The organism is Acinetobacter sp. YH12023 (assembly GCF_013420135.1).
In the GTDB taxonomy this organism is placed as follows: domain Bacteria; phylum Pseudomonadota; class Gammaproteobacteria; order Pseudomonadales; family Moraxellaceae; genus Acinetobacter; species Acinetobacter amyesii.
This window is the reverse complement of record NZ_VOYU01000020.1, coordinates 1-12,954: the sequence shown is the minus strand read 5'-3', so window position 1 is coordinate 12,954 and position 12,954 is coordinate 1. Positions and strand designations below refer to the sequence as shown.

Genomic DNA, 12,954 nt, shown 5'->3' with positions numbered 1-12,954 from the left:
TAATTTGTCCTACAGCAGATTTATTCCATTAAGAAAATCTTTGAACATAAAAAGCCCTGATAAAATCAAGAGTATACCCATCAGCTTATTTAGCCGATTAAACCAGATAGGATTAGCAATTTTGTTGCCTAATACTTTTCCAACCAGAGCATAGGTGAATGGTGCGCCAACAGCACCAAGTGAAATCAGTAAAGAAACTATCAAGATCATGATTCCTGTGATTTTGGCTGCAGGGTACATAATTGTCGTAACAGGTAGAATGACGAGAATGGCTTTTGGATTTAATAACTGAATAAATAAGCCATTTAAGAATGTTAGATGGCTTTCTTGCTGTTGAGTTGTTTCTACATTCGCCCTAATCATTTTTATAGCCAAGTAGAATGTATAAATTGCACCCGCTAAAGCAATATAATGAATCAATCCATGTGGAATAACAGCTTCACCTATATAGCCAAACAATACGAATAAGATCAACATGGCGAAACCAATGCCTAGGTAAAATCCTATAGTCTTTTTTAATTGACCTGTAAGGCCAGAATTTAGCCCCATAAAATTTACAGGGCCTGGGCTATACATAACGCTTAATGTATAAAGAAATATTTCCACAGAGTTCACTCAATTAGATAGCAATAAACATCAAAGAGAGAACGGTATCGAGTTATAGGCCTTAAAGATTGTACGTTTGTGCTGAACTAATTAAAAATTTCTATTTAACTTATGTTCACCTAAAGTTCACTTCATAAGTGTATAAAGAAACTATGTATTGTATTTTCAATTGCTTATATAAATATTAGTCTTGGTTTAGAATTTTAAAGTTCATGAACTATGAGAAAAAACTAAGATACGATCAAAATTGTAGAACAACAAAATTATTTATACTAATTTACAAGCCACGCTGTTTAAGCGTGTCATTAAAAAATAAATCTTTTAATCTCTCCACACAATCTCCACACAATCTCCACACAACATCAGCAATTCATAAACACTGCTATTTCAAAATAGTAGTATCTAAAACCCCCCCTCTGAAAAAGCATGTCAACACATTATCATTTAATAGGTTCAATACTTATTACAACTGTACTTTTAATCGGCTGTACACAAGCCAAAGATGCTGAACAGTCCCCAACAGAAATGCCACCAGCGGTTGTCAGTACCATCACGGTATTACCGCATTCCATGAATTTAATTGAAAATCTTCCAGGCCGTGTTGTCGCTTACCGTATTGCTGAAATTCGCCCGCAAGTAGGTGGAATTGTTGATAAAGTACTTTTTAAGCAAGGCTCTTATGTGCAAGCAGGTCAACCGCTTTTTAAATTGAATTCTGAAATATTTCAGGCAGATGTAAAAAGCAATCAAGCCACTTTAAACCGTGCACAAGCTGAGGTGACACGTTTGCAGGTGCTGTTAAAACGCTACACTGAATTAGTAAAAGTAAATGCGGTTAGTCAGCAGGAATACAACAATACCGAAGCAGATTATCAAAAAGCAAAAGCCGATGTGGCGCAAATGCAAGCCATGTTAAGCAGACAACAACTTAATCTTAAATATGCGACTGTTACAGCCCCTATCTCGGGAACGATTGGTGAAATCTTAGTGACTGAGGGTGCATTAGTTGGTCAAGGTGATACTAATGCAATGGCCGTAATACAACAGATTAATAAAGTCTATGTTGATGTAAAGCAATCAATTAGTGATTATGAAAAACTACAGGAAGCTTTACAGCAAGGTGACGTGTCAAATACCAAACATACGGTTGAAATCCTAAATAGTCAGGGTAAACCTTATAACGTTACAGGTGAAATCCTATTTTCGGATACTAAAGTTGATCCTGATACGGGTGATGTCACAATCCGTATTTTAGCCAATAATGAAAATCAAAAACTTTTGCCAGGCATGTATGTTCGAGTCAATATGAGCCGAGCTCAAGTTGAAAATGCGCTCCTAGTTCCAGAACAAGCGATTCAACATGATATTAGTGGTAAAGCCAATGTTACGATTGTTAATCAAAAAGGTTTAGCGCAAAGCAAGCCTGTTCAGCTTGGTCAACGTTATCAAAATAACTATGTGATCAAACAAGGGTTACAAGCAGGTGAGAAAGTCATTGTTGAAGGGGCTGATCGTATACAGCCTGAGCAAAAATTAAAAATTAAGCAGTGGCAACCTACAAATATTAAGGAAAATGGAGGACAGCAATAATGTCCCAATTTTTCATTAGGCGTCCTATTTTTGCATGGGTGATTGCTTTATTTATTATTCTGTTGGGTGTACTAAGCATCCCCAAGTTACCTATTGCACGATTCCCAAGTGTTGCGCCACCACAGATTAGTATTACGGCAATCTATCCAGGTGCTACGCCAAAAACATTGAATGATAGTGTTGTGACCTTGATTGAGCGGGAAATGTCAGGTGTCAAAAACTTACTTTATTACAGTTCAAGTTCAGATAGTTCTGGAACAGCAACAATCACCGCAACATTTAAACCAGGTACAGATGTAGAACTTGCACAAATTGATGTGCAAAACAAAATTAAAGCCATTGAGTCACGCTTACCTCAAACAGTGCGACAACAAGGGCTGATGGTCGATGCTGCGTCGTCTGGTTTTTTAATGATGGTGGGCTTAAGTTCACCGAATGGCAAATATAGTGAAATTGATGTCAGTGACTATATGACTCGCTATGTGATTGAAGAATTAAAGCGGGTTGACGGTGTTGGTAAAGTCCAAAATTTTGGTGCTGAAAAAGCCATGCGGATTTGGGTCGATCCAGATCGTTTGGTTTCTTATGGATTGAGTATTCAAGATGTGAATACAGCCATCCAAAACCAAAACTTGCCGATATCACCAGGTCGTATTGGTGATGTTCCTGCTTTGACGGGGCAACAAATTACTATTCCTTTAACTGCTCAAGGTCAATTAGAAACTGTAGAGCAATTCAAGAAAATTAGTTTACGTGCTCAACAAAATGGCGCCAATGTTCGACTGTCGGATGTCGCTCGTGTCGAAATCGGGGCACAGATGTATAACTTTGCGATTTTAGAAAATGGCAAAGCCTCTACAGCTGTGGCGATACAAATGAGTCCTGGTGCCAACGCTGTCAAGACTGCAGAAGGTGTTAAAGCGAAAATTGAACAGTTAGGTTCAGCACTGCCTGATGGTATGAAATTCTCTATACCTTACGACACTGCACCTTTTGTAAAAATCTCGATTGAAAAAGTAATCATGACATTGCTTGAAGCTATGGCATTAGTTTTTATTGTCATGTTTATCTTTTTACACAATGTTCGATACACCTTAATTCCGGCGATTGTTGCACCGATTGCATTGCTTGGCACATTCTCAGTCATGCTGCTTGCTGGTTTTTCGATTAATGTGCTGACCATGTTCGGTATGGTGCTTGCGATCGGGATTATTGTCGATGATGCGATTGTGGTCATTGAGAATGTTGAACGCATTATGGCGACAGAAGGCTTATCTCCAGTTGAAGCCACATCTAAAGCCATGAAGGAAATTACCAATCCGATTATTGGCATCACCTTAGTGTTAGCCGCTGTATTCTTGCCGATGGCATTGGCGTCAGGCTCAGTGGGGATTATCTATCGTCAGTTCACCATTACCATGTCGGTTTCAATTTTATTCTCAGCTTTCCTTGCACTGACATTAACCCCTGCGTTATGTGCAACGATGTTAAAACCGATTGATCAAGACCATCAGAAAAAGGGTGTTTTTGCATCGTTTGATCGCAGTTTTGAGAAGCTGAACAATCGCTATGAACGCAGTTTATTTAAAGTAATTAAACATAAAACCCTCGCAATGTTATGTTTCTTAGGCATTGTCATTGTGCTGATTTTTAGTTTTAAACACGTTCCGACTGCGTTTATGCCAGAAGAAGATCAGGGGTGGTTTATGACTTCGATTCAACTTCCTGCGGATGCAACTCAAGAACGTACCCGTAAAGTCGTTGCTGAGTTTCAAAATTATTTAGACCAAGAAACGGGGATTAAAGACAATATGGCGGTCTTAGGTTTTGGTTTTAGTGGATCTGGTCAGAATACAGCGATGTATTTTACCAATCTATTGCCATTCGAAGAGCGTACTATTACGGCACAAGAAGTCGTGAATAATGCCAATATAGCGATGGCTGAAAGTTCAGAAGGTCAAACCATGTCTGTGTTACCACCAGCAATTGATGAATTGGGTAACTCATCTGGTTTTTCACTGAGATTATTAGATCGTGGCAATATTGGCATGCCTGCTTTAAGAGAAGCACAAGATCAGCTTTTAGCATTAGCAGCACAAAGTAAAATCGTGGCGGAGGTCTATCCTGAAGGTTTGCCAGATGGCAGTTCTGTACAGCTTAAAATTGATAGAGATAAATTGCAGGCATTAGGTGTTAATTTCAGTGATGTGACCGATATTATTTCAACCTCAATGGGTTCGATGTATATCAATGATTTTCCAAATCATGACCGTATGCAGCAAGTCATTGTGCAACTTGATGCCAAATCACGCATGAGTATTGAAGATATTCTTCAGATTAAGGTGAACAGTCAAAGCGGTAAATTGGTTTCAATGTCTGAAATAATTACTCCAATTTGGCAACATTCCCCACAACAATACAATCGTTACAACGGTCGTCCATCATTGAGTATTTCTGGCAGTCCAGCAGCAGGTATATCTTCAGGACAAGCCATGACTGAGATGGAAAATTTGATTGAACAACTTCCGAAAGGTGTGGGTTATGAGTGGACTGGGATTTCTCTAGAAGAAAAACAGTCGGAATCACAAACCTTGTTTTTATTACTGTTGTCGATGTTAGTCGTTTTCCTTGTCTTGGCAGCGCTTTATGAAAGCTGGTCAATTCCATTCTCTGTGATGCTAGTTGTCCCTCTAGGGTTGATTGGCGCCTTTTTAGCAGTAATGTTACGTGGTATGCCAAATGATATTTTCTTTAAGGTCGGCATGATCACGATTATTGGTCTATCTGCAAAGAATGCTATTTTGATTGTTGAGTTTGCAAAAGCACTAAGAGAAGAAGGAATGGGTTTAGTGGAGGCAACCGTTGCAGCCGCTAAATTGCGCTTACGTCCAATCCTAATGACATCTTTGGCATTTACCTGTGGCGTTATTCCTTTAGTCATTGCCAGTGGCGCTAGTTCTGAAACTCAAAAAGCGATTGGTACAGGCGTCTTTGGCGGCATGATCAGCGCAACAATTCTAGCTGTTATTTTTGTACCGATTTTCTTTATTGTCGTCATGAGCATGGTTGAGAAATTCTCGAAACGTAAAGCGGCACATTAAGCATCAAAACTGAGAATAAAAGCTGTGGGTTAACGAGTTTAGCCCACAACAAATCTTTCATTTACATCTTTATTTCAGAATTGATTTAATAAACCATCAATATAGGTTTAATCATGAAAGCTACCAATCTTGATCCGAAACGCTGGTGGATATTGCTCGCTGTCGTGCTTGCATTTCTGCCGATTGTGATTGATATGACTGTACTGCATGTTGCGGTTCCCTCATTAACCCAATCGCTGAGTGCCACAAGTAACCAAGTCTTATGGATTATTGATATTTATCCATTACTTATGGCTGGACTTTTAGTTCCGATGGGAACTTTGGCTGATCGTGTCGGCAATCGTAAGATTCTGCTGATTGGCTTGGTTATATTTGGAATTGCCTCAGTCCTTGCGGCATTTTCCCAAACGGCTTCTATGCTGATTGCCGCACGTGCTTTATTAGCATTAGGCGGTGCCATGATTATGCCCTGTGTATTGGGTATTATTCGCAGAACCTTCGAAGACAGTCGCGAACGTGCCATTGCGCTGGGTATTTGGGGCACAATCGGATCAGCCGGTGCCGCCATTGGACCGCTCATTGGTGGGGGATTGTTAGAATATTTCTGGTGGGGTTCAGTTTTCCTGATTAACGTCCCAATCATGCTGGTTGTCGCACCAATGTGCTATTTCTTATTGTCCCGAAAAGAAGCTATAACCCCTGGACATTGGGCATTTGGTCAAGCGCTATTGCTGATTGTCGGTTTGATTTCGTTTGTATATGCACTAAAAGCAGGCTTAGGCGGTAAACAGTCGTTGTTGATTGTCTTGCCTTTGGTCGTTTTATCTATCGGCTTATTAACCATATTTGTACGCAAACAGCTGAATTCTCCTCAGCCGATGCTAGATCTTTCGCTATTTTCACGTCCTGCTATTTTAGCCGGCATTATTATGGCAATGGTTGCTGCAGGCGCTTTGGCAGGGGTTGAGTTAACTTTGGCAATGGAGCTGCAATATGTCATTCGTTTAACACCGCTGCAAGCCGGTCTTTTTATGGTTCCGATTATGGTTGCGGCCGCTATTGGCGGGCCTATTGCTGGTTTTTTATCCAATAAATTTGGACTCCGTCTGGTTGCGACCATGTCATTAATATTGGCAGCAATTGCGTTGGTCAGTTTGAGTTATTCAGATTTTCATCATCCGGGAATCATCGTTCCCTTTATTTTAGCTTCGATTGGATTAACACTGAGTATTGGTTTAACAGCTTCATCCATTGCGATCATGGGCTCAGTACCTGCAGAAAAGGGCGGTGCGGCAGGTTCACTTGAAAGTACAGGTTATGAACTGGGTACAGGACTAGGTATTACTTTATTTGGTGTTTTCATGGCCTATATATTTGGCAGTCATCTTCAAGTGCCGTCAGATTTAACTGCTGTTTTAGCAGAAAAAGCCAGACTTTCGATTGGTGATACCTATTTAGTGGCGAGCCAGTTACCCGTTGAACAAGGTACAGCATTGATTAACGCAGGTAAAATTGCCTTCAGTTCAGCTCATGTTAATTTATTATTAACAGCAGGGATTATCATCGGGATACTCTCCATTGTGGTATTTTTTATGCTAGCTAAATATCGAGATGAGAATTCATTGTGATGAAATTTATTTGAGGATCATCAAACAGAATGGTTAAGTTCAGACATCAATTTATCTTAAATTTATGGTTTAAATTAAGCCGTATTAATCTGAACTTAACACATTATAAATGAGTTGATGTCTTACGATTTAGTTGAATAGTAAAACAGCTGCCACCTAAGTTTTTGGATTTAGAATAATAAATATGACCTTGGTGTGCTTCAATAATTGCATCAATCACTGCCAAGCCTAATCCAGTACCGCCATCTAGACATGATCTAGAGTCTTCCAGTCGATAGAAGGGTTTGAACAGGTGTTTAAGATGCGATTCATCAATACCAGGACCTTCATCTTCAAACGTCAATACCCAATGTTCTGCTGTGGTTACAGATGTAATATTTATTTTTCCAGCATTCGAATATCTTAGAAAGTTAGAGAACAATGCAATAAAGACCTGTTCCATCCTTCTTATATCAACGCAAACCAATTTATCCGTCAAATTTAAAACAATAGTTAAACCTTTAACATGAAACCGTTCATTAAACATCTGCAGACATTTTTCAATACTATTTTTTAAATTGGTCTTTTCTAGTTCTAATCGTAATTGTTTATTTTCAATAAGTGTCAGTGTCCGTAAATCTTCCACAAGGTAAGATAAGCCTTCGACTTGGTTCAATAAGCTTAGGTGTAAAGCTTTATCGGCAATAAATATACCATCGACAATACCTTGCAAGCGACCTTGTAATATTGTCACAGGTGTTCGTAATTCATGTGCAATTGCAGCATTCCAAACAGTTGAATTCTTAACTGATACTTCAAGTTGGTTTGCCATTTCATTGAAGTTCTCAATAAGAGACTTGATTTCATGTGGAATATCATGATGTGGCTGTTTAATTCTGAGTGCTAAATTGCCTTGTTGAATTTGTTGAATAACATCTGCTAAATCACTAATTGGCTGTGTATAGCGTTTTCCATATTTAAAGGCGAGGATAGTAGAAAGAAAAAAGCCTGTTAATAGCACTAAAAACAGCCAGATAAAGTCAACGGAGGTAACTGAAAATTCATTTGAATTAATAACTTGTGTATTTAGAAAACCTATTTTTATCGCCCAGCTATAAACAAAATAGCCAATCATGAAAGATAACAGCGTAATGCCTAAATTGAATAGGCTCATCATGATAATAAACTGGAAGTTAATTCCAACAGAATTTTTAAAAAAGTTAAATTTCATGATTTTGATCTAAGCGATACCCCACGCCACGGACATTGATTAATAAGCCATTTACATCATTTTCTTCAAGTTTTTTGCGTAATTTGCTGATATGGCTATCTACAGTGCGATCTAAAGCATCACTTTCAGGCATACAGTTTTGGATCAATTCATTACGTGTAAAGACTTTATTCGGTGTTTTTGCCATCAAAAACAGTATCTTATACTCAGTTAACGTAAGGTTGAGCAACTGATTTCTTTGACCATTTGAAATGTAAACTTGATGATGATCTGGATTAATTTCAATATTTCTATAACGAATAATATTAGTTATTTCCATATTTTGGCTTGTACTTCGTCTAAGTACGGCTTGTATTCGTGCAATCACTTCGTTTGGGTTAAATGGCTTAATAATAAAGTCATCAGCACCCATTTTTAGCCCCATGATCTTATTCACTTGATCATCTAAGGCAGTCAGCATAATGACAGGTAAATGACTTGTTTGACGGATGATTTGTAGAATTTCCCAGCCATTTAGTTTGGGTAATTTAATATCAAGGAGAATCAGGTCGATAGAGTTGGCTTTTAGGCACTCTAAAGCTTGTTGTCCATCCAATGCACGGATGACCTGCATGTTTTCATTTTTTATGTATTTTTCAAGAATGTCACCAATATCATAATCATCTTCTACAACGAGAATGACGCTGTTTTCGAAGCTGTGCTGTAGATTTGGATACATATATTTTATCTTAGATGAAGTAGCTATGCATTTTAACATTTAATTGTGTAATGGAGATGATTAGACGAGCAGTCATTTATATTTGTAATTGAGGGGTGACATATAATAAAATTCGTTGCATATCAGTATTAATGAACAAAATGTCAATTATCATTCATTTAACATAATGGCTGTTATACGAAACGAGAGTGTAACTCCAAAATAGAAATGTCCGGTTTCTCCAAAGTAAAAATGTCCGCTTTTAGAATATGCACTTTTGCAATTTCGTTAGCGGACGGTTTGATATGTTGGTGTCTATGTCGGATAAAGAACTTAAACGATTGTCGGTCGTGCAGGAAATCTGCGATCAACGCATAACTCAATCCCAGGCTGCTCAGCTACTTCATATTTCAGAACGTCAGATCAGACGCTTACTGCAGAAATACAAAGCTCAAGGTCCCGCTGCATTAGCCCATGCCGGTCGTGGCCAAATCAGCAATTCCAAACTTCCTGAAGAACTCAGACTCAAGTGCCTCAATATTGTTTCTGACCAACTCCATGGTTTCGGACCCACTTTAGCGCATGAAAAGCTCACCACCGTACATGGATTCGATCTTTCAGTAGAAACCCTGCGTTCCTGGATGATTGCAGCTGACTTATGGATTCCTCGATCCAAGCGCCTGAAACGCCCGTATCAGCCTCGTTACAACCGGGATTGCTTTGGTGAACTGATCCAAATTGATGGCTCATATCATGACTGGTTTGAAGGACGCGCTGCTAAATGCTGTCTGCTGGTGTTTATCGATGATGCTACAGGAAAATTGCAGCATTTACGCTTCTGTGAATCAGAATCAGCCTTTGATTATATGATTTCAACACGCTTGTATGTTGAGCAGCATGGTAAGCCGTTGGCATTTTACAGCGACAAACATTCAGTCTTCAGGGTGAATCAAAGCAGCAAGAAAGACACCAAGATTACCCAGTTTGGACGCGTACTCAGTACCCTGAATATCGATATCATCTTCGCCAATTCACCACAGGCCAAAGGCCGTGTGGAACGTGCCAACAGAACCCTTCAGGACCGTCTGATCAAGGAGATGCGTCTGGAAGGTATCAGCTCGATTGAGCAAGCTAATGCCTGGCTACCCTGCTTCATTGAGCAGTTCAATCAGAAGTTCGCCAAGATGGCTTTTAATCCTAAGGATCTACATCGGCCTATCACTGAAACAGCCGAAGAATTAGATGATATTTTTACTTGGCGTGAACCCCGCAGAGTCACGAATAGCCTGACGATTACTTATGATAAATGCGTATATCTCCTGGAAAACACCGAAGAAAATCAAAGGTTGATCGGTAAGTATCTTGAGTTCCTGGAATACCCGGATGGTACAGTCGCGATTGAATATCAGGGAAGAAAAATCAATTACAGCATCTTCGATAAATTAAGTCAGCTTAACCAGCGAGAGATTGTTGAGAATAAACGTTTAGGTGCAGTTCTCAATCATATTCAACAACAGCATGAAGAATTGGAACAGCAAAACAAACGTAATCGTTCTCAATCTATGCCAAGCAGACGTGCACAGAAGACAGTAATCAAAGAACGAAATCTGAATCCTGTGCTTGACTTGGAATTGTCCATATAGGACATTTCTATTTGGTTATTAGGTAGGACATTTCTACTTAGGAATAACAGAGAGTGTTAGAACCCATTTAAAGTGTCTATATTCTCACCAATAAAAATGTCCGGTTTCTCCGAGGTAAAATATGACTTTTGAACAAAAATAAGCCATTGTTTATTCTTTTTATTTCCAACAAAATTCCAGAACTCATCTACTTCGAGAGATTCATAATGACTTTGCTGAGGCTGAATTTCATAGGTTGATTCAGTTAAAGTACGTAAAACTTTACCGATACTGATGCGCTCAACTTCAGCAATATCTCGTATACCGCTGCCTCTGACCATCAACTGTAATATTTTACGAGTAATACCTGACTTACATCCTAGATAGCTCAGTGCATGATCACCAATAAACTGACGTTTACAGTCTTTGCACTGATAGTTTTGTTTCCCATCTACTTTGATACCATTTTTCTTTATACTATCACTGAGGCAGGTTGGACATTTGATTGCTAGAGTTATTTGCATTTCTCTATTTTATCAAAATCCAATCGGCTTTTTCTTCAGCATACTTTTTGAAACACTACCAAATTTTAAAGTTGTATATCATGAAATTATTAAAAATATTGAGTTTAGTTTGCTTAAGCATAAGTATTGGGGCTTGTGCTGAGCATAGTATGAGTCGAGCAAAAACAAGTACAATTCCACAAGTGAATAACTCAATCATCGATCAGAATGTTCAAGCGCTTTTTAATGAAATCTCAGCTGATGCTGTGTTTGTCACATATGATGGTCAAAATATTAAAAAATATGGCACGCATTTAGACCGAGCAAAAACAGCTTATATTCCTGCATCTACATTTAAAATTGCCAATGCACTAATTGGTTTAGAAAATCATAAAGCAACATCTACAGAAATATTTAAGTGGGATGGAAAGCCACGTTTTTTTAAAGCATGGGACAAAGATTTTACTTTGGGCGAAGCCATGCAAGCATCTACAGTGCCTGTATATCAAGAATTGGCACGTCGTATTGGTCCAAGCTTAATGCAAAGTGAATTGCAACGTATTGGTTATGGCAATATGCAAATAGGCACGGAAGTTGATCAATTTTGGTTGAAAGGGCCTTTGACAATTACACCTATACAAGAAGTAAAGTTTGTGTATGATTTAGCCCAAGGGCAATTGCCTTTTAAACCTGAAGTTCAGCAACAAGTGAAAGAGATGTTGTATGTAGAGCGCAGAGGGGAGAATCGTCTATATGCTAAAAGTGGCTGGGGAATGGCTGTAGACCCGCAAGTGGGTTGGTATGTGGGTTTTGTTGAAAAGGCAGATGGGCAAGTGGTGGCATTTGCTTTAAATATGCAAATGAAAGCTGGTGATGATATTGCTCTACGTAAACAATTGTCTTTAGATGTGCTAGATAAGTTGGGTGTTTTTCATTATTTATAAGAATTAGAAGTTTGAGGTTAATCTATTTTTGGTAGTGTTTCAAAAAGTATGCTGAAGAAAAAGCCGATTGGATTTTGATAAAATAGAGAAATGCAAATAACTCTAGCAATCAAATGTCCAACCTGCCTCAGTGATAGTATAAAGAAAAATGGTATCAAAGTAGATGGGAAACAAAACTATCAGTGCAAAGACTGTAAACGTCAGTTTATTGGTGATCATGCACTGAGCTATCTAGGATGTAAGTCAGGTATTACTCGTAAAATATTACAGTTGATGGTCAGAGGCAGCGGTATACGAGATATTGCTGAAGTTGAGCGCATCAGTATCGGTAAAGTTTTACGTACTTTAACTGAATCAACCTATGAAATTCAGCCTCAGCAAAGTCATTATGAATCTCTCGAAGTAGATGAGTTCTGGAATTTTGTTGGAAATAAAAAGAATAAACAATGGCTTATTTACGCCTATCATCGAGAAACAGGTGAAATTGTTGCTTATGTTTGGGGTAAACGAGATTTAGCTACAGTCTAACAATTGAAGACAAAGCTTAAACAATTAGATATTCACTACACCCGAATTGCAAGTGATCATTGGGACAGTTTCATCACTGCTTTTAAAAATGGTAAGCAAAGTATTGGTAAATTTTTTACTGTAGGTATTGAAGGCAATAATTGCAAAATAAGGCATAGAATTAGGCGTAGCTTCAGAAGAAGCTGTAATTTTTCAAAAAAGCTTGAAAACCATTTTAAAGCTTTTGATTTAGCCTTCTTTTCTTTTACATCAATAATGGCTTCATTTAAAGGCAGCATACTTTTTGAAGCACCACCAAAATTTTATGTTAAGTAGAGACTAAAAATGCCCTTGATTAAGGGCTTACAAGGGCATTTTGTATAAGGTGTATTATGTTAATTTTAGAATTTCTTCATTAGAGAGATGGATCCGTAAATTTGAACAACTCCTATAAGTGATATTTTGCTCCTCAAATGATGTTATAAACATCAATATATGGAGTATTTTATGGCACGTAGACCAAGAAGAAATCATTCAAATGATTTT

8 protein-coding genes and 2 pseudogenes are annotated in these 12,954 nt (G+C 38.3%); 6 read left to right on the top strand and 4 right to left on the bottom strand.

Features of this window, described 5'->3' with window-relative positions; translation table 11 throughout:
- Window positions 1-9: 9 nt before the first annotated feature.
- Window positions 10-606: a LysE family translocator gene (locus tag FTT92_RS15770; protein ID WP_074163998.1), complete on the bottom strand. Its 597-nt coding sequence runs from the start codon at window positions 604-606 to the stop codon at window positions 10-12.
- Between the two features lie 426 nt (window positions 607-1,032).
- On the opposite strand from FTT92_RS15770, the gene FTT92_RS15765 reads away from it, so the two are divergent.
- The 3 genes from FTT92_RS15765 to FTT92_RS15755 all read left to right on the top strand — a co-directional run bounded on the left by FTT92_RS15765 (window position 1,033) and on the right by FTT92_RS15755 (window position 6,925).
- Entirely contained in the window at window positions 1,033-2,196 is a 1,164-nt protein-coding gene (locus FTT92_RS15765; protein ID WP_032073150.1) for an efflux RND transporter periplasmic adaptor subunit, read from the top strand.
- Complete coding sequence (locus tag FTT92_RS15760) at window positions 2,193-5,297, top strand: multidrug efflux RND transporter permease subunit (RefSeq protein WP_270915313.1); 3,105 nt, start codon at window positions 2,193-2,195, stop codon at window positions 5,295-5,297. The genes FTT92_RS15765 and FTT92_RS15760 overlap by 4 nt, the downstream gene beginning before the upstream one ends.
- 113 nt (window positions 5,298-5,410) lie before the next feature.
- The gene (locus FTT92_RS15755; RefSeq protein ID WP_032073148.1) at window positions 5,411-6,925 is read left to right on the top strand and encodes an MFS transporter; all 1,515 of its coding nucleotides are present in this window, start codon (window positions 5,411-5,413) and stop codon (window positions 6,923-6,925) included.
- 103 nt (window positions 6,926-7,028) lie between these two features.
- On the opposite strand, the gene adeS is transcribed toward FTT92_RS15755, so the two are convergent.
- Entirely contained in the window at window positions 7,029-8,135 is a 1,107-nt protein-coding gene (gene adeS, locus FTT92_RS15750; RefSeq protein ID WP_032073131.1) for a two-component sensor histidine kinase AdeS, read from the bottom strand.
- Window positions 8,125-8,853, bottom strand: a complete 729-nt coding sequence (gene adeR / locus FTT92_RS15745) for an efflux system response regulator transcription factor AdeR (RefSeq protein WP_032073130.1) — start codon at window positions 8,851-8,853, stop codon at window positions 8,125-8,127. Before adeR ends, adeS begins: the two co-directional genes overlap by 11 nt.
- 296 nt (window positions 8,854-9,149) lie before the next feature.
- Between adeR and FTT92_RS15740 the strand changes: the two genes are divergently transcribed.
- Window positions 9,150-10,475 (top strand): ISNCY family transposase, encoded by a 1,326-nt coding sequence (locus tag FTT92_RS15740; RefSeq protein WP_180025629.1) that lies wholly within the window; start codon window positions 9,150-9,152, stop codon window positions 10,473-10,475.
- Window positions 10,476-10,609: 134 nt separating this feature from the next.
- Here the strand turns inward: FTT92_RS15740 and FTT92_RS15735 are convergent.
- Window positions 10,610-10,978, bottom strand: a pseudogene (locus FTT92_RS15735) (IS1-like element ISAba3 family transposase); the annotation flags it as partial.
- Between the two features lie 80 nt (window positions 10,979-11,058).
- On the opposite strand from FTT92_RS15735, the gene FTT92_RS15730 reads away from it, so the two are divergent.
- Together FTT92_RS15730 and FTT92_RS15725 are read left to right on the top strand one after the other, a co-directional pair.
- Window positions 11,059-11,901: a carbapenem-hydrolyzing class D beta-lactamase OXA-58 gene (locus FTT92_RS15730; protein WP_002002480.1), complete on the top strand. Its 843-nt coding sequence runs from the start codon at window positions 11,059-11,061 to the stop codon at window positions 11,899-11,901.
- A 90-nt stretch (window positions 11,902-11,991) separates the two neighbouring features.
- Window positions 11,992-12,698, top strand: a pseudogene (locus FTT92_RS15725) (IS1 family transposase).
- The last annotated feature ends 256 nt before the right edge of the window (window positions 12,699-12,954 follow it).